The sequence below is a fragment of the Streptomyces yatensis genome (assembly GCF_018069625.1).
Classification (GTDB): domain Bacteria; phylum Actinomycetota; class Actinomycetes; order Streptomycetales; family Streptomycetaceae; genus Streptomyces; species Streptomyces yatensis.
In genome coordinates this window covers 7,025,556-7,047,301 of record NZ_CP072941.1, presented here as the reverse complement: position 1 = coordinate 7,047,301, position 21,746 = coordinate 7,025,556, and the positions used below count along the sequence as shown (strand labels likewise).

The following is a 21,746-nucleotide window of genomic DNA, read 5'->3' as shown; positions in this document are numbered from 1 at the left end:
GGCACAGCTCTCCTTCGTTCGGGGAGTGGAACCGGCTGCCGAAGGACCTTGATCCGTCGGCACACTCACCGTGGCGCACCGATGCTGAGTCCTCGCTGAACCGCCTGAGGCCCCGCTGAAACCGCTGCCGGTTCAGCGGGGCCTCAGCTTGCCCATGCCATCCTGACCGCGTGCGCATACTGGTGGTGGAAGACGACGCCCGGCTCCGCGAACTGCTCACCGAGGGCCTGGAGCAGGAGGGTTTCACCATCGAGACGGCGGCGGACGGGCTCAGTGGCCTGGCGCTCGCCCGCTCCGGCGGATACGCGGCGATCGTGCTGGATGTGATGCTCCCCGGATGCTCCGGCTATCAGCTCTGCTCGCGGCTGCGCGAGAAGGGCGACTGGACGCCGATCCTGATGCTCACCGCCAAGGACGGCGAGTACGACGAGGCCGATGGGCTCGATGTGGGCGCGGACGACTATCTGACCAAGCCGTTCTCCTTCGTCGTCCTGATCGCACGGGTGCGGGCCCTGGTGCGGCGCGGCGGGCTGGACCGGCCCGATGTGCTGGAGCTGGGCGATCTGCGGCTGGAGCCCGCCGCGTTGGCCTGTGCGCGGGGGAAGGAGGAGGTCACGCTCACGGCCAAGGAGTTCGCCGTGCTGGAGTACCTCGCCCGGCGCGCGGGCCAGGTGGTCTCCAAGTCCGAGATCGTGCAGAGCGTCTGGGACACCGCGTACGACGGCGGGGCCAATCTCGTCGAGGTCTATATCCGGAGCCTGCGCCGGAAGATCGATGTGCCGTACGGACGGCGGTCGATCCGCACGATACGGGGCGCGGGCTATCTGCTGGCCCGCGACGGAGGGTGAGACGGTGGGGCACATCGGCGCGGACGCGGGGCGGACGGCGGACACGGGGCACATCGCGAACGCGGGGCAGGACGCCGGGCAGGACGTCGGACACCCGGCAGACGGTGACGACCCGGAGCACACGGGCCGCCGCCGCCCGCACCTGACGTCCGGGCTGAGCGTGCGCGCCAAGGCCGTGCTGGCGGCCGCCGGGACCGTGGCCTTCGCGATCGGGCTGTGCATGCTGGCCCTGGTGCTGGCCCTGCAGCACAACCTCCGCGCCAGCGCCGACCTGGACGCCAGGAACGCCGCCGTGGCGATCAAGGGCCAGCTGGCGCAGACCTACCCCGCGCCGCAGCGGGCGCTCATCGTCGCCCCCGGCGCGGTGACGATCAAGGACGTCTCCGGCCGGACGGTCACCCCCACCATGCCGACGGAGGCCGGCTCGCGGCGGACGGAGGCCACGCCGCGGGACTCGGCCGGTTCCACGATGCTTCCGGCCGAGCCTGTCAAACCCGTCCAGGCCGGGCAGCCGTACAGCGTGAAGGTGAGCCCCTCGACCACCGCCGTCGACAACGCCACCGGTCTGCTGCTGCGCCAGGCCGCGCCCGCGGCCGCCGGTCTGGTGCTGTTCGTGGCGGGGCTCACCTGGCTGCTCGTGGGGCGCGCCCTGCGTCCGGTCGCCGCGATGCGGCGGGAGTTCACCGAGATCACCGAGCGCGATCTGCACCGCCGGGTGCCGGTGCCCCGGGCGCGGGACGAGATCCACCGGCTGGCCCGGACCATGAACGCCACGCTGGACCGGCTGCACCGGGCCATGACCCGGCAGCGGCAGTTCGTGGCCGACGCCTCGCATGAGCTGCGCAGCCCCATCGCGGCCGTACGTGCCCAGCTCGAACTGGTCCTGGCCCGCCCGTCGCGTACCGACTGGCCGGCCGCCGTGCACAAGGCGCTGCGGGACACCGACCGGCTGCAGGCCGTCGCCTCCGATCTGCTGCTGCTCGCCCGGCTGGACGCGCAGGAGGCGCCGCGCACCGCGGCGGTGGATCTGGGCGCGCTGGCGGCCGAGGAGGTACGGCGCCACCCGGGCGCGCTCACCTTGGCCGGGGAGCAGGAGCGGGCGGCCGTGGTGACCGGCAGCCGGGTGCAGCTCTCCCGGCTGCTCACCAACCTCGCCGACAACGCCCGCCGGCACACCCGCACCACCGTCTCGATCACCGTGGCGGTCCGCGGCGGCCTGGTCGAACTGGCCGTGGACGACGACGGTCCGGGCATCCCCGAGGCCGACCGCGAGCGCGTATTCGAGCGGTTCACCCGGCTGGATGACGCGCGGGCCCGCCAGGACGGCGGCACCGGTCTCGGCCTCGCCATCGCCAATGACATCGCTCACGCCCACGGTGGCACCCTCACGGTGCTGACCAGCCCTCGGGGCGGGGCTCGCCTGCTGTTGTGCCTGCCGCGGACGGACGTCGCCCAACCCTGACCCCGGTGCGGACGCGGCGGCTCACTCGTGAGAGTTTGGCAACTACCGGACCAGACTGATCAGTTGGTCAGTAGTATCTGCCCTTTCCTGGCCGTGTCCCAGATGGAGGTGTCAAAGGTGCTGTCGGGGACGGAGGCCGTCGTCGTGGCCGCGTCCGCGGTGCTGGTACTGGTGCTGTCGCTGTGCCTCACCTGGGTGGTCAGACTCCGTCGCGCGCTGGCTGACGCGCGTACGGCGACCGAGCGAGAACGAGCCGTTTCCGAACGGGAACGAGCCAATACCGCGCGCGAGCGCGCGCTGGCGGCCGAGCGCGGCGAAGAGGTCGCGCGGCTGGCCGCCGTACAGAGCGATCTGGACGAGGCGGCGCGCCGGGAGCGGAGGCTGCGCGACTCCGTGCAGGCGTCGTTCGAGTCCGTGGCCCGCAATATGCACGCCATGTCGATGGTGCAGCAGCAGGTCCTCGACGGCCTCGAGCAGCATGTCGAGGACGCGCGGCTGATGGGCGAGGTGATGAAGGCGGACCACGCGGCCGCCCAGATGACCCGTAAGGCCCAGACGCTGCTGGTGATGTGCGGCATCTGGCCCGCGCGGCGGGAGACCCGGCCGGTGTCGCTCTTCGACTGTGTGCGCGGCGCGCAGTCGCGCATCGTGGAGTTCGGCCGGGTGGACGTCCACGGCGGGCAGACCCTCTACGCGGTGGCACCCGCCGTGGAGGGCCTGATGCACGCGGTGGCCGAACTCCTGGAGAACGCCACGGTCTTCTCCCCCTCCCGCACCCAGGTCGCGGTCGCCGTCCGGGAGGTCGCGGCGGGCGCGGTCATCGAGATCGACGACGCCGGGCTCGGCATGCCGCCGGACGTGCTGGAAAAGGCCGTGGGCCAGCTCCGGGACGGTCTGGACCTGGCCCAGCTGGGCGCCGTGCCGCGGCTGGGGCTCGCCTGTGTCGGGCGCTGGTCGCGGGAGCTGGGCTTCGGGGTGGAGCTGTCCACGGCGTCGGCGTACGGCGGGACGCGGGTGGTGGTCTTCGTACCGCACCGGCTGCTGACCGAGCCGACGAGCGCGGTCCGGGCGGCGGACCAACGGCCGGTGGTCGTGGAGCCGGTGACCGTCGGCACGGTGAGCCACGACGCGGGCGGCACCGGCCTCGGCCCGGCCGCCGCGGACCCGGCCGGAAGCGGCTCGTTCAACGGCCTGCCCCTGGAAGACGCCCCCGACTCCCCCGGAGCTCCCGCGCCGCTCGGCACCGGGCTGCCCCGGCGCCGCAACCGCCGCCGCCCGGCCTCCGGAACCGCCACGGCCGACGCGGCCGATGTGGCCACCGCCTCCGACGCCCCCGCCCGCGCCGCGCCCACCCCGCACACCAGCGCCTCCTGGACGCCGGAGGCCGCCCGCGCCTCCATCACCAGCGTCGTCTCCGGCACCCGCCGCGGACGGGTGGAGGCGGAGGCGGAGGACGCGGCCCTACCGCCGGCGGAGGAAAAGAGTCCGGACCGAGAAGACCGAGACCGAGGAGGAGGCCGGTAGTGGCCGGAACCATATCCAAGTTGCCCGATGTGGGATGGATGCTGCGTCCGCTGACGGGGATCCCCGGGGTGCGGCATGCCGTCGTCGTCTCGGAGGACGGTCTGCGCATGGGCCACGACTCCGCCGAGGGACTGTCCGGTGAGGTGTCCCGGCTCGGGGTGGACGAGGCCGAGTCGCTGGCCGCCGCCTGTGCCGCGTTGACGGTGACCAGCCAGTCCACCGTCTCGCTGCTGTTCGGCGAGGAGGCGGGGGTGCGGCAGCTGATGATCGAATCCGACAGCGGGTTCGTGCTGTTCACCTCGGCCGGTCAGGGCGCCTCGCTGGGGGTGGCCACCGACACCGAGACGGATGTCGGCCTGGTGGCCCAGCAGATGCAATTACTGGTCGCGAAGATCGGTGCCCATCTGAGCAGTCAGCCCCGGGACCCGATGGGCCGCCCGGCGTCATGAGCTCGCCCGGTGAGGAACGCACGACGGCCGCGGTGCGCCCCTACGTGATCACACGGGGGCGCGCCGGTTCCTCACGGGATGCTCTGCCGCTGGAAACGCTCGTCATGGCGTCCGGGAGCGCGCTGCCGCCGCATCTGCAGCCCGAGTACCGGCGGATCGCCGACCACTGCCAGGGGCTGCTGTCGGTGGCGGAGGTCGCCGCCCATCTCGGTCAGCCGCCGGCCGTGGTGCAGGTGCTGCTCGCGGATCTCATCGACTGGGGGCACATCGTGGCGCGTCCGCCGATCCGGGTGGTCAAGCGAAAACGTGCCGATTTGGACTTGCTGAGGAAGGTGCTCGATGGGCTTGAGAGCAAGCTCTGAGATCTCGATGGCCGGTACGGACGGCACAACGCAGACGAACCCCACGGCCCGCCAGGGCGACGCGGACCGCACGACCCGCACAGACCACACCAACGAGACAGGCGAGACGGACGAGACGGGCGATACGGACGACATGGACGACATGGACGACACCCCCGTCATGTACGTGCAGTCCAGCGTGGCCGGGGCCGCCAAGATCCTGGTGGTCGGCCCGATGGGCGTCGGCAAGACCACGCTGATCGGCACGGTGTCGGAGATCAAGCCGCTCTCCACCGAGGCGACGATGAGCCAGGCCGGGGCGCGGCTGGACACCAAGGTGCGGCCGTCGAAGACCACGACCACCGTCGCGCTGGACTTCGGGCGGATCACCCTCGGCGGCGAGCTGGTGCTGTATCTCTTCGGCACCCCCGGCCAGCAGCGGTTCCTCCCCGCCTGGAAGGACCTGGCGCGCGGCGCGCTGGGCGCGCTCGCGCTGGTCGACACCCGCGACCTGGAGGCGTCCTTCGACGCCATCGGGCATCTTGAGGACCTGGATGTGCCGTTCTCCGTCGCGGTCAACGCCTTCCCGGACAGCAAGCCGCACAGCGAGGACGATCTGCGCTCCGCGCTCGATCTGCTCCCGCACACCCCGCTGGTGATCTGTGACGCCCGGGAGCACCAGTCCTCGGTCAAGGCGCTGATCTCGCTGGTCTCGCATCTGATCGAGACACTCACGGAGGCGTCATGACCGCCCCGGCCCCCACCCGGGTGCCGCTGTACGGAACCGCGCTCGACGGTCCGCTGACCGACCTGTACGAGCGGATGCGCCGCGACCACGGTCCGGTGGTCCCGGTGGAGATCGCGCCCCGGGTCGAGGCATGGCTGGTCATCGGCCACCGCGAGCTGCTCCATCTCACCCGCGACGAGCAGTACTTCTCCCATGACCCGCGCCGCTGGAGCCCGCTGCGCGAGGGCCGGGTGGCCGCCGACTCCCCGCTGATGCCGCTGGTGGGCTGGCGCCCGGCGCTGCTGTTCGCCGACGGCGCGGCGCACCGCCGGATGCGCTCGGCGGTGGCCGACGCGCTGGGGCGGGTCAACGGCCATGAGCTGATCCGTACGGTGCGGGCCACCGCGGAGCGGCTGGTCGCCGGGTTCGCCGACCGGCACGCGGCGGATCTGGTGGAGAGCTACGCGCGTCTCCTGCCGCTGCAGGTCGTCACCGAACTGCTGGGGCTCGACGAGGAGAACGGGGCGCGGCTGGTCGAGACGCTCACCACGATCGTCGCCCCGACCGTGGCCGCCACCGGCGCCAACAAGCGGATGGGCCAGATTCTGCTGGAGCTGATCGCCGGGAAGAAGCGGCGGCCGGGCGCGGATCTGACGTCCTGGCTGCTGGAACACCCCGTCGGGCTCAGCGACGAGGAAGTGCTGCACAACCTCGTGGTGATCATCGTCGCGGGGAACAACACCACGGTGAACTGGATCGCCTCCACGATCCAGATCCTGCTCACCGACCCCGCGTTCCGCTCCTCGCTGACCCACGGCCATCTCACCGTCGACGACGCCCTGGACCTGGTGCTGTGGCGCCAGCCGCCCACCCAGAACTTCCCCGGCCGCTACGCCACCCGCGATCTGCGCTTCGGCGGCCAGGACATCCGCGCCGGGGACATGCTCATCCTGGGCCTGGCGGGCGCCAACGCCGATCCGGAGGTGTTGCCCGAGGACGGGCGGCCGGTGGTCGGCAACCGCTCCTACCTCGCCTTCGGCGCGGGCCCGCACACCTGCCCGGCGCGGGATCCGGCGCGGCTGATCACCCGCACCGCCGTGGACACCCTGCGCCACCGGCTGCCCGATATGGAGATCGCGGTGCCGGAGGAGCAGCTTCCGTGGATCACCTCGCCGTGGTCCAAGGGGCTGGCGAAGCTGCCGGTGCGGTTCTCGGCGCCGCAGCTCGCCGCCGACTCGCCGTCACCGGCGTCCGATTCCCCGGGCCGGACGTCCGATTCCGCGACTCCTTCGACCTCGCACTCCCCGGCTTCTCCGACCTCGCACTCCCCGGCTACGACCCCCGCCTTCCCGGCCCCCGACTCCCCCGCAGGAGACCGCAGATGACCGATGGCCGATGCCCCGTGTCGCACGCCGACCTCGCACCGCACCGCCTGGACCCCACCGGGGCACGCCAGCACGCGGTCAACGAAGAGCTGCGCGCCCGCGGGGCCGCGGTCCCGGTCCTGCTGCCCGGTGACGTACCGGGGTACGCCATCACCCGGCACGAGGAGCTGAAGGACTTCGTCACCCACCCCGACGTGGCCAAGAACGCCTGCCACTTCGCCGCCCTGCAGCGGGACGAGCTCCCGCCCGGCTGGCCGATGCGGACCTTCGCCACCGTCCGGGGCATGATCACCGCGGACGGCGAGGACCACAAGCGGCTGCGGTCCCTGGTGACCCGGGCGTTCACCCCGCGCCGGGTGGACGCGCTGCACCCGGTGGTCCACGAGCTGACCGGCACGCTGCTGGACCGGCTGGCCGCGGCCGCCGCCGCGGATCCGGACGGGGTGGCCGACCTGCGCCGCCACTTCGCGCTGCCGCTGCCGATGAGCGTGATCTGCCGGCTCCTGGGCGTCGACGACCAGTACCAGGACCGGCTGCACGAGCTGTCCAACGAGATCGTCTCCACCCACACCGCCCCCGAGCGGGTCCCGGACGCCAACCGCGAGATGGTCGCCATCCTCGGCCAGGTGGCGGCGGCCCGGGCGAAGGACCCCGGCGACGATCTGACCAGCGCGCTGATAGCGGCCCGTGAGGAGGACGGCGACCGGCTCGCCCAGGAAGAGCTGATCGGCACCCTGATGCTGACGATCATCGCCGGGCACGAGACCACGCTCAACCTGATCACCAACGCGGTGCGGGCGCTGTGCAACCACCGCGACCAGCTCGACCTTGTCCGCTCCGGCACCGCGAGCTGGGCCGATGTGGTCGAGGAGACGCTGCGGTACGACGGCCCGGTGAGCTACTTCCCGTTCCGCTACCCCACCAGGGACCTCCCGGTCGGGGACACGGTCATCCCCAAGGGCGCGCCCGTGCTCGTCTCGTACACCGCCGCCGGGCGCGACGAGCGGGCGTACGGCCCGGACGCCGGCCGCTTCGACGTCACCCGGGGCGCCCGCCATCTGTCCTTCGGCCACGGCGCCCACTTCTGCCTGGGCGCCCCGCTGGCCCGGATGGAGGCCGTGATCGCCCTCGAGGCCCTCTTCACCCGCTTCCCCGACCTCGATCTGGCCGTCCCGGACGAGGAGCTGGTCCCGCACCCCAGCTTCGTCGGCAACAGCCCGCAGCGGCTCCCCATCCGGCTCGGGGCGGCTCACAGCGCCTGAGCCGGTGCGCTGAGGGCAGCGTTGCCTCCGGGAAACGGCGGGGATGCGGCCGGGTAACAGGCACCCCGCACGCTTCCTGGCATGGAGTCGAACAGCGAGCGGAGCCCGCGGCAGCGGCGGCGGGTGGTGATCGTCGGCGGCGGGATGGCGGGCACGAGGCTGGCGCAGCAGCTGGCCGTCAGTGCGGGCGAGGGCTCCCTCGACGTCACGATCATCGGCGAGGAGCCGCACCCGGCGTACAACCGGGTGCTGCTCGCCGAGGTCCTCGCCGGGCGGTACGCCCCGGAGGTCATCGCCCTGCCCACCCCCGCCGGCGGGGCCGGGGCCGGGGTGCGGCGGCTCAGCGGGGTGCGGGTGGTCCGCGTCGACCGCCCCACGGCGGAGGTGCTGTGCGACGACGGCCGTAGCGTGCCGTACGACGCGCTGGTGCTGGCCACCGGCTCCAACCCGGTGCTGCCGCCGCTGCGCGGCCTGTTGGAACCGGACGGCCGCGACGACCTCCATGCCCTCCCGGGCGGCGTCCACGCCTTCCGCACCATGGACGACTGCCTGGCCCTCGGCGCGGCGGTACGGCCCGGGACGCGGGCCGTCGTCATCGGCGGCGGACTCCTCGGCGTCTCCGCCGCCCGGGCACTGGCCCGGCGCGGTGCCCAGGTGGTCCTGGCGCACCAGGGCGAGCACCTGATGGAACGCCAGCTGGACCCGGGCGCGTCACGGCTGCTGCGACGGCATATGGCGGCGCTGGGCGTGGAGATCCACACCGAGTGCCGGGCCCGGGGCCTGCGCACCGACGGGCAGCCGGTGCCGACGGTCCACGCCGTCGAACTGGCCGACGGATACGCCCTGGAGGCCGAACTGGTCGTGCTCGCGTGCGGAGTCCGGCCACGGGTAGGGCTGGCACGGGCGGCGGGGCTGGAGGTGGCGCGCGGCATCGTCGTCGACGACGAGCTGCGGACGAGTGACCCGCGGGTGTTCGCGATCGGCGACTGCGCGGAACACGCGGGCGTCGTGTACGGCCTGGCAGGCCCAGCCCAAGAGCAGGCCGACGTCCTGGCCCAGCTGCTATTCCCCACCCCGCCCCTCCCCGAACCAAGGGGGCTCCGCCCCCTAGACCCCCACCGGGGCTCCGCCCTCGAACCCGGCCAGGGCTCCGCCCCCAACCCCCGCCAGGGCTCCGCCCTCGAACCCGGCCAGGGCTCCGCCCCCAACCCCCGCCAGGGCTCCGCCCCCGAAGCCGACCAGGGCTCCGCCCCTGACCTCGACCGGGACTCCGCCCCCGAACCCACCCGGGGCTCCGCCCCCGGCCCCGCGCCTGGGGACCAGGTTGTGGGCAATCGTCCCGCGGAGGGGGCACCTCCCAGCGGTAGCTGGGGGAGGGACGGGTGGGCACAACCCGGCCACCGGGCCGCACCCGGCGCCGACACCCCAGCCCGCTACACGGGCACCCGTACGCTCACCCGCCTCACCCTCACCGCGGCGCCCGGCCCCGCCGGAGCGAGCGCTTCGGGCACCGATGGCCCCCTCGACCTCGCCGCCTTCGGCACCCCCACTCCCGCCCCCGGCGACGACGTCATCCACCTCACCGACGCCACCCGCAACACGTACCGCAAGGTCGTGGTCCGCGGCGACCGGCTCCTCGGCGGCATCCTTCTCGGCGATCTCGGCACCGTCGGCGCGCTCGCCCGTGCCTGGGAGGGCGACGAGCCGCTCCCGGCCACCCCTCTGCTCCACCTGCTGACCAACGATGGAGGCTCCTGACGATGAGCGCACCGATCACGACAAGCGCCCCGATGACCACGCCGAGCGCGCCGAAGACCGAGACCCCCGCCGCCCCCACCATCGTGCTGGTCGGCCACGGCATGGTCGGCCAGCGGTTCCTCGAAGCGCTCGTCGAGCGGAACGTCACCGAGACCCCCGCCCGCATCGTCGTGTTCTGCGAGGAGCCCCGGCCCGCCTACGACCGCGTCCAGTTGACCTCGTACTTCTCCGGCCGCACCCCCGACGAACTCTCCCTCGTCGAGGACGGCTTCATGGCCCGGCACGGCATCGAGCTGCACCTCGGCGATCCGGCCGAGTCCATCGACCGCGCCGCCCGCACCGTGACCGCCCGCTCCGGGCTGACCGTGGCGTACGACACGCTCGTGCTGGCCACCGGCTCATATCCGTTCGTCCCGCCCGTGCCCGGCAAGGACATCGACGGCTGCTTCGTCTACCGCACCGTCGAGGATCTGCTCGCGATCGAGGAGTACGCCGAACACCGCACCACCGGCGTCGTCGTCGGCGGAGGGCTGCTGGGCCTGGAGGCGGCGGGGGCGCTCAAGGGGCTCGGGCTGACGACGCACATCGTGGAGTTCAACCCGCGGCTGATGGCCCTCCAGGTGGACGAGGGCGGTGGCGCGGCCCTGCGCCGCACCGTCGAGGACATGGGCCTGATCGTGCACACCGGCGTCGGCGGCAAGGAGATCACGGCGGACGACAACGGCGCGGTCATCTCCATGGCGCTGTCCGACGGCTCGTCCATCGACACCGACCTCGTCATCTTCTCGGCGGGCGTCCGCCCCCGCGACCAACTGGCCCGCGACTGCGGTCTGGAGGTCGGCGAGCGCGGCGGGATCGTGGTGGACGAGCGGTGCCGCACCAGCGATCCGGCGGTGTACGCGATCGGCGAATGCGCGCTGGCCGCCGACGGCCGGGTGTACGGGCTGGTCGCGCCCGGCTATGAGATGGCCGAGGTCGCGGCCGACACCATCACCACCCAAGCCACCACCCAGGCCACCACTCAAGCCACCGCCCAAGCCACCACTCAAGCCACCAAGCGCTTCAAGGGCGCCGACACCTCCACCAAACTGAAGCTCCTCGGCGTCGACGTGGCCAGCTTCGGCGACGCCCACGGCACCGCCGACGGCTGCCTGGACGTCGTCTACTCCGACTCCCGCACGGGCGTCTACAAAAAGCTCGTGGTCGGCGCCGACGGCGCCCTCCTCGGTGGGGTGCTGGTCGGCGACGCCGACGCGTACGGCATGCTGCGCCCGCTCACCGGCTCGGTGCCGCCCGTCGCCCCCGAACAGCTCGTGCTCCCGGCGGGGCTGGGCGCGCCCGCCGCCCTCGGGCCGTCGGCGCTGCCGGACGAGGCGGTCGTCTGCAACTGCCACAACGTCACCAAGGGCGCGATCCGTTCGGCCGTCACCGACCACCACTGCACCACCGTCCCGGAGGTGAAGAAGTGCACCAAGGCGGGCACCGGCTGCGGCAGTTGCGTCAAGGCGCTCACCTCGCTCGTCAACGACGAGCTGGAGGCGGGCGGCATCAGCGTCGACAAGGGGCTGTGCGGCTGCTTCGCGTACACCCGCGCCGAGCTGTACGAGATCGTCCGCACCCTGCGCATCACCACCTACGCCCAGCTGCTGGACAGCCACGGCCGGGCCGAGGCCCGGCAGGGCGACGGCTGTGAGGTGTGCAAACCCGCCGTCGGCTCGATCATCGCCTCGCTGGCCCCGACCCTGGGCGCGAGCGGTTACGTCCTGGACGGCGAGCAGGCCGCATTGCAGGACACCAACGACCACTTCCTGGCCAATCTGCAGCGCAACGGGTCGTATTCGATCGTGCCCCGGATCCCCGGCGGGGAGATCACCCCGGAGAAGCTGATCGTGATCGGCGAGGTGGCCCGGGACTTCGAGCTCTATACGAAGATCACCGGCGGTCAGCGGATCGACCTCTTCGGCGCCCGCGTGGACCAGCTCCCGCTGATCTGGGCACGGCTGGTGGACGCCGGATTCGAGTCGGGCCACGCGTACGGCAAGGCGCTGCGCACCGTGAAGTCGTGCGTGGGACAGACCTGGTGCCGCTACGGAGTGCAGGACTCGGTCCGGATGGCCATCGACCTGGAGCTGCGCTACCGAGGGCTGCGCTCACCGCACAAACTGAAGTCGGCGGTCTCGGGGTGTGCCCGCGAATGCGCCGAGGCGCGCGGCAAGGACTTCGGCGTGATCGCCACCTCCACCGGCTGGAACCTGTACGTGGGCGGCAATGGCGGAGCCGATCCGCGCCACGCCGATCTGCTCGCCCAGGACCTGGACGATCAGGAGCTGATCCGGCTCATCGACCGGTTCCTGATGTTCTACATCCGCACCGCGGACCGTCTGGAGCGCACCTCGGCCTGGCTGGAGCGGATCGAGGGCGGCCTGGACCATGTGCGCGATGTGGTGGTCGACGACTCGCTGGGGCTCTGCGCCGAGCTGGAGGCGATGATGGCCGATCATGTGACCGGCTACCGCGACGAGTGGGCCGAGACCCTGGGCGACCCGGAACGGCTGCGGCGCTTCGTCTCCTTCGTCAACGCACCCGACGCGCCGGACCCGACGGTGAAGTTCGTCCCCGAACGCGACCAGGTCAAGCCGGACCTGACCATCCTGTCCGGCCCCACTCTCCCCGTCCGTACCCTCGAAGGGACTGCCAGCCGATGACCATGGCACCCGAGCGGACCGCCGTCCGCGTGGAACTCCTCGTCGACCAGCGGTGGTTCGCCGTCTGCGAGCTGACCGACCTCACCCCCGGACGCGGCGTGGCCGCCCTGCTGCCGGACGGCACCCAGGTGGCGGTCTTCCTGGACCGGTCGGGACGCACGTACGCGATCGCCAACCGCGACCCGTTCACCGGGGCGTACGTCCTCTCCCGGGGCTTGCTGGGCTCGGCGGGCGGCCGGCCGTTCGCCGCCTCCCCGCTGCTGAAGCAGCGCTTCGACCTGGAAACGGGGCGATGCCTGGACGACGAGGGGGTCGCCGTCCAGGCGTATGTCACGCGGACGCGGGAAGCGGCGGCGCGCGCCGCGTAGCGGGAGTCGGCGCCGTCGCCCGAGGGAGTCGGCGCACGTCCCGTGAGCGATCAGCGCACGCCCTGTGAGGGACCACCGCACGCCCCGCAAAGCGTCACCCCACGTCGCGGGAGACCACCACCCCGCACATCACAGGGTCGCTCTGGCAGCCCGCGGTCCCCGCGGCGAACACCCCGTTCGTCCCGGGGACCGCGGCGATGCCGGACACCGTGGACATCTCGCTGTGCTCGGTGACGTCGGCGGGCAGCGCCTCCGTCGCCCATTTCGTACCCGTCCAGCGGGACAGTACGGAGTGGCGGCCGCCGGCGGACCAGCCGGCGATCCACAGGCGCCCGGCGCCGTCCGCGCCCGCGGCGTTGGCCTCGTCGACGGGCAGTGCGGGCAGCGACCGCCAGCGGCTGCCGGTCCACTGGTTGGCCATGGTGGCCTCGGGCGCCTCAGCGTCGTTGGTCTTGCCGACCACGTAGACCGAACCGCGGCCGGTGGCCACGGCGTGGTTGGCGACCCAGCCGGTCGGGTGCTCGGCCGGGGTCGGCACCTCGCGGACCGTCCAGCCGCGGCCGTTCCAGTGGTAGAGCAGCGGGTCGGACACATCGCCGGTCACCGCCTCGGCGGTGATCCACACATCGTCAGGGCCGGTGCCGGTGATGTCCCACGGCCGCACCTCACCGCCACCGGGGGCGGCGGGGAGCGACACCTCCTGCCACGCGGAGCCGGTCCAGCGCTCCAGGCGGGACGTGGAAGCGCCGCTGTTCTGGTCCCAGTCGAAGCTCGTCAGCCAGGCCGACTTCTCGCCGAACGCGGCGATGTCGCCGACGAAGCTCATCCACCCCTCCGGGGGCGCGGCGTGGGCGGTGTCGGCCCACTTCTCGCCGTCCCAGTGCCGCACCACGACCGGTGAGGTGGTCTCGCCGGACTGGACACCGGCCGCCCAGACGTCGTCGGGTGCGGCGGCGCTGACCTTCTCCAGCTGCCCGGGCTCGTCTCCGGTCCCGGCGGCGGGCACGTCCGTCCAGGTGGTGCCGTTCCAGTGCTTGATCACGGGGGCGGGCCCATCGGCGCCATCGGTCTTCCGGCCCACCGCCCAGGCGTCCTTGGCGCCGGTCGCGGCGACGTCCCAGAACTCCGTGGAGACGGTCTCGCTCAGCGGCGTCCGCAGCGTCCACGGGGTGGCGGCGCGGGCCGCCGGGCCGGACGTGCCGCCGATCGCGGCGTTCGCGGCATTCGCGGGGGCGGCCTTCGCGGCATTCGCGGGGGCGGCCTTCGCGGCATTCGCGGGGGCGCCGTTCGCGGCATTCGCGGGGGCGGCGTTCGCCGGGGCGGCGAGGGTGCCGAAGGTACCGAGGGTGCCGAGTGCTACCGCACACACCGTTCCCGCGCTACGCAGCCATATCCGGCGGGCTCCGGGCCGTCCTGTGGTTCTGTCCATGACCTTCCTTCTGCTCGGGTGGGGCTCTCAGAAGGAAATGGCCGCCGCCCGGCCGTTCTTACAGCCCGCCCCGGCCGGTCATTCGGGGATTTCCGGGGTCTTCAGCTGCCGGTCGGTCCACTCCGACTGGACGGTGGCGGTGTAGTTGACCACCGTGCCCGAGGTGAGCCCCGCCTTCGCGGCCTTCGCGTCCGGCTCGGTCAGCACCTCCTGCTCGGACAGCAGGGCCCCGGTCGCCGGGTCCACGATCAGCTCGGACCGTCCGGTCCCGTAACCGGGCCGGTCGGACGCCGGCAGGGCGAAGCCGACGCCCTCGCGGCCCAGCGGATCGGTCACCTCGCCGAGCGCGCGAATGCCCGGCAGCCCCGCGATGACGCGATACGCGGCGGCCCGTACCTCGGCCTTCACCGGCAGGCCGATCAGCCCGGCCGCCTGCCGCCACATCCACTCGGTGCGGCCGCGGACCTCGCTCCCGCCGTCCTCCCGGTACAGGTCCGCCAGCACCTGCTTCAACTTCGCGCTGTCGCCCGGGAGTTTCCGCAGGTCCTGGTAGGTGACATTGCGCGCGCCGAGGGCGGCGATCCGGTCGCCCGAGTTGATCCGGTCCACCGTCGGCCGCTTTCCGGCCCCGGTCTCGATCCGCAGACCGAGTCTGCCGCCCTGTCCGGTGTCGGCGAGCGTCAGGTCCTTCGGCGAGCCGGCGGCCCGCCAGCGCGCCGCATCGCGCTCGCTGCGGGGCTCGGTGGTGGCGTCGAGCCCCATGACGTTGAGGCTTTCCGTGCCGGGCCGTACCCCGAAGGACTGCTGCTGCTTCTCCGAGGAGGACACCGCGAAGGTCTCCCCGGACGCGTCGACGACGCCGATCCAGCCCGACCGCGTGCTCACCTGCCAATAGGTGCCCTCGTCCGCCGCTGTCCGGTCCAGCCGGTCGGCGACGTGTTGCAGCGCCAGACGGCCGTCGGCGGGGATGTGCCGGGCGCCGTCCGCCGTGGGGCCGGGGCCGGCGGACGTCCGGGAGCCCTCGGCGCCCGAGCCGCCCTGCGGCAGGGTGGCGACCAGCACCCCGGCGGCGGCCGCGGTCGCCGCGACGGGCAGTGCCCAGCGCCAGGTGAACATCCGCGGGGACCGGCGGAGTTCCGGCGCCTCGGCCCTGCCGGCCAGGATGGTCTCCAGGTCGCGGCGGGCGCGGGCGGAACCGGCGAGGTGGTCCGGATCGAGCTCCGGGGGCCGCGCGTCCGCCAGGGTCTTCATCACATCGTGCCGCTTGCGTGCCATCTCAGGTCTCCTTCACTGTCACGTTCGCGCGCGGGGCGCGAGGGCGAGGGTCACGGCCGGGGGCGGGGCCGGGACCGGGACCGGGGCTGGAGTCAGGGCCAGGGGCGGGGCCAGGCCCGGGGCCGGGTTCGATTTCGGGGGAGGGTCCGAGCGCGTCCACGGCCCGTTCCAGCCGCCGTCTGGCCCGGTGCAGCCGCACCGCGAACGTGGCGCCGGAACAGCCGAGGACGCGCGCGGCCTGTCTCGGGCCGAGCCCGTGCCAGGCGACCAGCGTCAGCAGCTCGCGGTCGGCGGCGGACAACCCCGCCAGCGCCTGCAGCGCCACCGCGCGCTCGGTCACCCCCGCGGCCACGTCCTCGACCCGGTCGCCGGAGGTGATGATGCGCTGGGCCTCCTGAGCGGCCAGGTCGTACTGCCTGCCGTCGCGGCGCCGCAGCTCGCGGGTCAGATTGCGGGCCACGCCGAGCAGCCACGGCAGCGGCGGCGTGGGGATGTCCCGCATCCGCCGCCAGGCCACCGTGAAGGTCTCGCTGGTGATGTCCTCACCGACCTGCCGACCCACCAGGCTGGCCGCGTAGGCCAGCACACGGGGGTGGCACTCCTCGTAAAGGTCCCGAAAGCGTTGGGCGTCGGTCACGCCGTCTCCTCATCTCGGCTCACTCACCATGCAGTGGTCGAGCGCCGCGCTTTCTTACACCCGGGGAGAGGAAAGTTTGGGCGGCGAGGTGGCTGCACCCTGGGGCGGGGTGTCCGGCCAGGTGGGGCGGGGGGCGCTCAGCCGGCCGTACGAGGCCACCGGCCAGGCGGACGACGGCACCCAGCCGGCGGAGCGGCGCCAACGACCAGGCGGCCCACGGCGCCCGGCCCGGCCGCGCGGGGCCACCGGCCAGGCAGACGAAGGCGCACGGCCGGTGCAGCAGGTCAACCACCCGGCAGACGACGCCCCTCAGCCGGTCGGGCAGGGCGAACGACTAGACGTACGAGGTCGGTCAACCGGTCGAGGGCGGCCCCCGACCAGGCAGACCACGACCTCAGCCGGTCGGGTGAGGCCACGACCAGGCGGCCCACGACGCCCCACCCGGCACGCGGCGCCAACGACCACGCGGACCACGACGCCCCACCCAGCACGCGGCGCCAACAACCACGCGGACCACCGGCACACACCCGGCACGCGGCGCCAACAACCACGCGGACCACCGGCACCCAGCCGGCCGAGCAGGCGCCCCCGCCAAGCGTGAAGTCGCCCCGCGCGGTGGCGTGATGGCGGCGGAGGGCGACACCACGGCGCTGCGTAAGCTCAGGAGCTTGTGGGGACGTCCCTCTCTCGTCTCTTCACGTCCGATCCGGTTTTCCGGAAGACTTCTGCAAGGTTCCGAGGGTGCGCCCCGGAAAGCGAGAGGCGGGGGTGGCTCCCGTCAAGCGAGGAGGCGGAATGGCTACGGAGAGCAGGGGCACCGAGGGCGGCGCCCGGCCCAAGGTGACGATCACGGCCATCGCGCAGGAGGCCGGGGTGTCGGTGCCCACGGTCTCCCGGGTGGTCAACGGCCGTTCGGATGTCTCGCCCGAGACCCGGGCCCGGGTCGAGGACCTGCTGCGGGTCCACGGCTACCGCCGCCGCCAGCGCGTGCCCGGCGACCGCGCCGCCCTGGTGGACCTGGTCTTCAACGATCTGGACAGCCCCTGGGCGGTGGAGATCATCCGCGGTGTGGAGGAGATCGCCCACCAGGACGGGGTGGGCACGGTGGTCTCGGCGATCCACGGTCGTGCGGGCTCGGCCCGGCAGTGGCTGAAGAACCTGCGGGCCCGCGCCTCGGACGGGGTGATCCTGGTGACGTCCGTGCTGGAGCCGGTGGTCCACGAGGAGCTGCGGCGGCTGAACGTGCCGATCGTGGTCGTCGACCCGGCCGGCTCCCCGGCGCTGGACGCGCCCACCGTGGGGGCGACCAACTGGGCGGGCGGCATGGCCGCCACCGAACATCTGCTGAGCCTCGGCCACCGCCGGATCGGCCTGATCGCCGGTCCGCCGCGGCTGCTGTGCAGCCGCGCCCGGCTGGACGGCCACCGTGCGGCGCTGGAGGCGGCGGGCGTGCCGTTCGATCCGGCGCTGGTGGTCCAGGGCGACTTCTACCACGAGTCGGGTTTCCACGGCTGCGATCAGCTCATGGACGCCGACGCCCCGCCCACCGCCGTGTTCGCCTCCAGTGACCAGATGGCTCTGGGCGCGATCGAGGCTCTGCGGCGCCGGGGGCTGCGGGTTCCGGAGGATGTGAGCATTGTCGGCTTCGACGACTTGCCCGAGGTGCGGTGGTCGGCGCCGCCGTTGACGACGGTACGACAACCGCTGGCGGATATGGGGAAGTTGGCCGCGCGGACGGTGTTGCGGCAGGCGCGGGGGGAGGAGATCGAGTCGCCGAGGGTGGAGCTGGCCACCCAACTGGTCATCCGCGCCAGCACGGCCGCACCCGCCGAGGGCTGATCTCCCGCCCCAGGCGCTGCCCGCCGGGGGCCGATCCCCCACCCAGGCACCGCCCGCCGAGGGCCGATCCCCCACCCAGGCACCGCCCGCCGAGGGCTGATCCCCCACCCAGGCACCGCCCGCCGAGGGCTGATCCCCCACCCCGCCCCTCCCCGAAACGGGGGCTGCGCCCCCGCCCCCGCCGGGGCTCCGCCCCGGACCCCGGGCCTCAATCTCCCCGAGCTACCGCCGGGAGGTGCCCCCTGACGGGCTGGATTTTCCAGCCCGTCCGGCGATTGAGGACACGCCCGAAGGGCGTTCGGGGGCGGGGGCGCAGCCCCCGATACGGGAAGGGGCGGGGTGGGGAACAAACCCACCCGCCGCCGCACCCCTTGACACCGCATCAGCACCCCCATACCTTCCACGCAACCACTTCCGAGAATTATCGGGCTACTTCCGGAAGGCACACGATGCGCATACCTCGGTCAAGGTCAAGGTCAAGATCAAGGTCCACCCTCCGCGCGTCCACCCTCGCCGCAGCCCTGCTGCTGGCCGGGACGGCGCTCGTCGGCTGCGGGAGCGGCGGGCCCGGGGGTTCGGATGACGGGTCCCTCGATGTCTGGGTCTACCAAGACGCCTCGACCAAGGTGCAGCGCGAGGTCGTCAAGCGGTTCAACAAGACCTCCGACATCAAGGCGAAGCTCACCCAGGTGCCCGGTGAGGGCTATTCGGACAAGATGCGCACCTCCATGGGCACGCCCAACGCACCGGATGTCTTCTTCAACTGGGGCGGCGGCAGCATCAGCGACTTCGTCAAGAAGGACATGCTGCTCGGCCTCGACCCGGCCATGGCCAAGGACCCGGAGCTGAAGAAGGCGTTCATCCCCACGATCCTCGACGCGGGCGCGGTCGACGGGAAGCACTACGGCATCCCGATGCGCGGGATGCAGCCGGTGATCCTCTTCTACAACAAGGACGTCTTCGAGGACGCCGGGGCGAAGCCCCCGAAGTCCTGGGACGATCTGCTGAAGCTCATCGACACCTTCAAGGGCAAGGGCGTCACCCCGTTCGCGCTGGCCGGCACCGATGCCTGGACCGAGCTGATGTGGGTGGAGTACCTGGTGGACCGCTACGGCGGGGCCGGGGTGTTCCGGAAGATCCAGAGCCAGGGCATGGCGGCGTGGGACGACCCGGCGGTGCTCAAGGCCGCGCAGACGGTCAAGGACCTGGTGGACCGGGGCGCGTTCGGCAAGAACTACAAGTCGGTCAACTACACCGCCGACGGGGCCTCCACGCTCTTCGCCAAGGGCAAGGCGGCCATGCATCTGATGGGCAGCTGGGAGTACGCCAACCAGAAGGCCAACCAGCCCGCGTTCGCCAAGTCGGGTCTTGGCTGGACCACCTTCCCGGCCGTCCCCGGCGGCAGCGGTGACCCCAAGAGCGTCGTCGGCAACCCGACCAACTACTGGTCGATCAACGCCAAGGTCAAGGGCGACAAGCAGAAGGCCGCCCTCGAGTTCGTGAAGTTCGCGGCCCAGCAGGACTACTCCGGCGACCTCATCGCCAACGGGGACGTGCCCGCCACCTCCGACGCCACCTCCCTCCTCGGGAAGCATGAGAACCCGGACTACGCGCGGTTCCAGTACGACCTGGTCAAGCAGGCCCCCGACTTCACGCTCTCCTGGGACCAGGCGCTGCCCGCCACCTACACCCCGCCGCTGCACACCGCCGTGCAGAAGCTGTTCAACGGGCAGCTGGGCCCGGCCGCGTTCGTCGACGCCCTGAAGGGCATGTGATGGCGGACGCCGCCGCGCCGCGCGAGCCGCGCCGGAGCGTCGGCCGACCAGGTGACCGACCAGGAGGTGACCGACGAGGAGATGGCCGGTCGGTGATCGGTCGACCCGGCGTCGGCCGTCCTGGCGTCGTCTGGGCCCTGCCCGGGGCGCTGTTCTTCGTCTTCTTCGCGGTGGCGCCGATGGTCCTGGTCGGCGCCCTCGCCTTCACCGACTGGGACGGCATCGGCACCCCGAGCTGGACCGGGATGAGCAACTGGTCCCGGCTGTGGGACGACCCGGAAACCCATCAGGCCATCTGGCTCAGCCTGGTGCTGACGGTGCTGACCTGGGTGTTCCAGACCCCGCTCGCCCTGCTGCTGGGCGTATGGGCGGCCGGGCGGCAGCGCAACCGGGCCGTGCTGTCGGCGATCTTCTTCCTGCCGTTGCTGGGCTCCTCCGTCGCGCTCGCGCTGGTCTGGAAGTCGCTGCTGGACCCCAACTTCGGCCTGATCGCCGACATCGGGCCCGCCCTGGGCTTCGCGGACGGCGATCTGCTCGGCAGTTCCAAGGGGGCCTTCGGGGCGATCCTCTTCGTCACCGCCTGGCAGTTCATCCCGCTGCACACCCTGATCTACCAGGGCGGCGCCCGCGCCGTCCCGCGCTCGCTCTACGACGCGGCCGCGATCGACGGCGCCGGGACCGTACGGCAGTTCTTCTCGATCACCCTGCCCCAGCTGCGCAACACCATCGTCACCTCCTCGGTGATCATGGTGGTGGGCGCGCTGACCTTCTTCGACACCGTGCTGATCCTCACCAAGGGCGGACCGGGCACGGACACCACGATCGTGCCGTATCTGATGTACAAGAACGGCTTCCAGGCGTTCGACCTCGGCTACGCCAGCGCGGTCGCCACCATCCTCGTCGTCGTCGCCACCACCGTCTCGCTGCTGCTGGTGCGGCTCACCGGCTTCGCCGCGATGCGCAGCACCCGGGAGGGGATGTGACCGACGTCCTGCCCGGCCCCCCGAACCGCTCGCCGGACCACCCCCCGGACGGCGTCCGTACGCCGAACAAGACCGCGGCGGCCCCTGGCCCCCGCTTCCGCCGCCCGGGTCTGCCCCGCCGCCCGCGTCTTGTCGGGCGCGGCTCGCGGACCCCCAACTACCCCGCCGGGCTCGGCTCGCTGATCTGGCTCGGCATCGTCGGACTGCCGCTGTACGTCCTGGTGGCCGCCACCTTCCAGACCCGCGACGGCTATATCGACGACGGTCCGCTGGCCCTGCCCGACCACCCCACGCTCGCCAACTACCGGCGGGTGCTGCGCTCCGACTTCCTCTCCTACCTCCTCAACACCGCCCTGGTCACGGCCGTATGCGCGGCGATCGTGATCACGCTGTCGGTCACCGTCGGCTACACCGTCGTGCGCGCCCGGGGCCGCGCCTCCCGCCGGATCTTCCAGATCTTCCTGCTCGGGCTGGCGATCCCCTCCCAGGCGGTGGTGATCCCGGTCTATCTGGTGATCACCAAGCTCCAGCTGTACGACACGCTGCTCGCCGTGATCCTGCCGACGGCCGCCTTCTCCCTCCCGGTCAGCGTGCTGATCCTGGTCGGCACGATGCGCGATATCGACGAGGAGCTGTACGAGTCGATGGCGCTGGACGGGGCGAGCCCGACCCGGGTGCTGCTCCAGCTCGTCGTGCCGCTGTCGCGGTCCGGGATCTCCACAGTCGGGGTGATGTCGGCCCTGCACGCCTGGAACGGCTTCCTCTTCCCGCTGCTGCTCACCCAGTCCAAGAGCAACCGGCTGCTGACCCTGGGGCTGTACGACTACGTGGGCGAGTTCCGGGTGGACACCCCGGCGCTGCTCACCGCCGTGGTGCTCTCCATCCTCCCGATCTTCCTCGTCTATCTCTTCGCCCGCCGCCAGCTGATCAACGGACTGATGGGCATGGGCGGCAAATAGGCCGGCCCCGGCGCACGCAG

The 21,746-nt window shown here is 72.5% G+C and carries 18 protein-coding genes; 15 read left to right on the top strand and 3 right to left on the bottom strand.

The features are described 5' to 3' along the window. Window positions 1–170: 170 nt before the first annotated feature. The 11 genes from J8403_RS29120 (at window position 171) to nirD (ending at window position 12,829) form a co-directional block, all read left to right on the top strand. Window positions 171–848 carry a response regulator transcription factor gene (locus tag J8403_RS29120; protein ID WP_211125754.1) on the top strand — a complete coding sequence of 226 codons (678 nt, stop codon included), beginning with the start codon at window positions 171–173 and terminating at the stop codon, window positions 846–848. A 4-nt stretch (window positions 849–852) separates the two neighbouring features. Beyond that, window positions 853–2,310, top strand: a complete 1,458-nt coding sequence (locus tag J8403_RS29115; protein WP_246586038.1) for a sensor histidine kinase — start codon at window positions 853–855, stop codon at window positions 2,308–2,310. Between the two features lie 102 nt (window positions 2,311–2,412). Continuing rightward, window positions 2,413–3,834 carry an ATP-binding protein gene (locus J8403_RS29110; protein WP_246586037.1) on the top strand — a complete coding sequence of 474 codons (1,422 nt, stop codon included), beginning with the start codon at window positions 2,413–2,415 and terminating at the stop codon, window positions 3,832–3,834. Beyond that, on the top strand, window positions 3,834–4,283 hold the full coding sequence (locus J8403_RS29105) for a roadblock/LC7 domain-containing protein (protein WP_078641264.1): 450 nt from the start codon (window positions 3,834–3,836) through the stop codon (window positions 4,281–4,283). Before J8403_RS29110 ends, J8403_RS29105 begins: the two co-directional genes overlap by 1 nt. Beyond that, on the top strand, window positions 4,280–4,645 hold the full coding sequence (locus J8403_RS29100; RefSeq protein WP_059148057.1) for a DUF742 domain-containing protein: 366 nt from the start codon (window positions 4,280–4,282) through the stop codon (window positions 4,643–4,645). Before J8403_RS29105 ends, J8403_RS29100 begins: the two co-directional genes overlap by 4 nt. Next, window positions 4,629–5,372 carry a GTP-binding protein gene (locus tag J8403_RS29095; RefSeq protein ID WP_243979948.1) on the top strand — a complete coding sequence of 248 codons (744 nt, stop codon included), beginning with the start codon at window positions 4,629–4,631 and terminating at the stop codon, window positions 5,370–5,372. Before J8403_RS29100 ends, J8403_RS29095 begins: the two co-directional genes overlap by 17 nt. Further along, a complete protein-coding gene (locus tag J8403_RS29090) occupies window positions 5,369–6,736 on the top strand; it encodes a cytochrome P450 (protein ID WP_211125753.1) in 1,368 nt (455 codons plus the stop codon). Before J8403_RS29095 ends, J8403_RS29090 begins: the two co-directional genes overlap by 4 nt. Beyond that, window positions 6,733–7,998, top strand: coding sequence for a cytochrome P450 family protein (locus tag J8403_RS29085; RefSeq protein ID WP_211125752.1), 1,266 nt, complete (start codon window positions 6,733–6,735; stop codon window positions 7,996–7,998). The genes J8403_RS29090 and J8403_RS29085 overlap by 4 nt, the downstream gene beginning before the upstream one ends. Window positions 7,999–8,121: 123 nt before the next feature. Beyond that, window positions 8,122–9,756: an FAD-dependent oxidoreductase gene (locus J8403_RS29080; protein ID WP_425519906.1), complete on the top strand. Its 1,635-nt coding sequence runs from the start codon at window positions 8,122–8,124 to the stop codon at window positions 9,754–9,756. 32 nt (window positions 9,757–9,788) lie between these two features. Beyond that, the gene (gene nirB / locus J8403_RS29075; protein WP_211128479.1) at window positions 9,789–12,461 is read left to right on the top strand and encodes a nitrite reductase large subunit NirB; all 2,673 of its coding nucleotides are present in this window, start codon (window positions 9,789–9,791) and stop codon (window positions 12,459–12,461) included. After that, window positions 12,458–12,829, top strand: a complete 372-nt coding sequence (gene nirD, locus J8403_RS29070) for a nitrite reductase small subunit NirD (protein WP_211125750.1) — start codon at window positions 12,458–12,460, stop codon at window positions 12,827–12,829. The genes nirB and nirD overlap by 4 nt, the downstream gene beginning before the upstream one ends. 94 nt (window positions 12,830–12,923) lie before the next feature. Here nirD and J8403_RS29065 read toward each other — a convergent pair whose 3' ends face one another. The 3 genes from J8403_RS29065 to J8403_RS29055 form a co-directional block, all read right to left on the bottom strand. Next, entirely contained in the window at window positions 12,924–14,258 is a 1,335-nt protein-coding gene (locus J8403_RS29065) for a hypothetical protein (RefSeq protein ID WP_211125749.1), read from the bottom strand. Window positions 14,259–14,336: 78 nt separating this feature from the next. Continuing rightward, window positions 14,337–15,533: a CU044_5270 family protein gene (locus J8403_RS29060; protein WP_211125748.1), complete on the bottom strand. Its 1,197-nt coding sequence runs from the start codon at window positions 15,531–15,533 to the stop codon at window positions 14,337–14,339. A gap of 1 nt (window position 15,534) precedes the next feature. Next, window positions 15,535–16,170: an RNA polymerase sigma factor gene (locus J8403_RS29055; RefSeq protein ID WP_211125747.1), complete on the bottom strand. Its 636-nt coding sequence runs from the start codon at window positions 16,168–16,170 to the stop codon at window positions 15,535–15,537. 795 nt (window positions 16,171–16,965) lie between these two features. On the opposite strand from J8403_RS29055, the gene J8403_RS29050 reads away from it, so the two are divergent. The 4 genes from J8403_RS29050 (at window position 16,966) to J8403_RS29035 (ending at window position 21,726) form a co-directional block, all read left to right on the top strand. Then, the gene (locus J8403_RS29050) at window positions 16,966–18,009 is read left to right on the top strand and encodes a LacI family DNA-binding transcriptional regulator (RefSeq protein ID WP_211125746.1); all 1,044 of its coding nucleotides are present in this window, start codon (window positions 16,966–16,968) and stop codon (window positions 18,007–18,009) included. A gap of 449 nt (window positions 18,010–18,458) precedes the next feature. Further along, a complete protein-coding gene (locus J8403_RS29045; RefSeq protein WP_211125745.1) occupies window positions 18,459–19,784 on the top strand; it encodes an extracellular solute-binding protein in 1,326 nt (441 codons plus the stop codon). Further along, window positions 19,784–20,767, top strand: coding sequence for a carbohydrate ABC transporter permease (locus J8403_RS29040; protein ID WP_246586036.1), 984 nt, complete (start codon window positions 19,784–19,786; stop codon window positions 20,765–20,767). The genes J8403_RS29045 and J8403_RS29040 overlap by 1 nt, the downstream gene beginning before the upstream one ends. 110 nt (window positions 20,768–20,877) lie before the next feature. Beyond that, window positions 20,878–21,726: a carbohydrate ABC transporter permease gene (locus J8403_RS29035; RefSeq protein ID WP_211128478.1), complete on the top strand. Its 849-nt coding sequence runs from the start codon at window positions 20,878–20,880 to the stop codon at window positions 21,724–21,726. Window positions 21,727–21,746 lie beyond the last annotated feature (20 nt).

Bases quoted from the DNA above. Each gene is read 5' to 3' on its own strand.
- J8403_RS29110 (WP_246586037.1), top strand. From the start codon at position 2,413: ATGGAGGTGTCAAAGGTGCTGTCGGGGACGGAGGCCGTCGTCGTGGCC.
- J8403_RS29100 (WP_059148057.1), top strand. From the start codon at position 4,280: ATGAGCTCGCCCGGTGAGGAACGCACGACGGCCGCGGTGCGCCCCTAC.
- J8403_RS29090 (WP_211125753.1), top strand. From the start codon at position 5,369: ATGACCGCCCCGGCCCCCACCCGGGTGCCGCTGTACGGAACCGCGCTC.
- J8403_RS29085 (WP_211125752.1), top strand. From the start codon at position 6,733: ATGACCGATGGCCGATGCCCCGTGTCGCACGCCGACCTCGCACCGCAC.
- nirB (WP_211128479.1), top strand. From the start codon at position 9,789: ATGACCACGCCGAGCGCGCCGAAGACCGAGACCCCCGCCGCCCCCACC.
- nirD (WP_211125750.1), top strand. From the start codon at position 12,458: ATGACCATGGCACCCGAGCGGACCGCCGTCCGCGTGGAACTCCTCGTC.
- J8403_RS29065 (WP_211125749.1), bottom strand. From the start codon at position 14,258: ATGGACAGAACCACAGGACGGCCCGGAGCCCGCCGGATATGGCTGCGT.
- J8403_RS29060 (WP_211125748.1), bottom strand. From the start codon at position 15,533: ATGGCACGCAAGCGGCACGATGTGATGAAGACCCTGGCGGACGCGCGG.
- J8403_RS29050 (WP_211125746.1), top strand. From the start codon at position 16,966: ATGGCTACGGAGAGCAGGGGCACCGAGGGCGGCGCCCGGCCCAAGGTG.
- J8403_RS29045 (WP_211125745.1), top strand. From the start codon at position 18,459: ATGCGCATACCTCGGTCAAGGTCAAGGTCAAGATCAAGGTCCACCCTC.
- J8403_RS29040 (WP_246586036.1), top strand. From the start codon at position 19,784: ATGGCGGACGCCGCCGCGCCGCGCGAGCCGCGCCGGAGCGTCGGCCGA.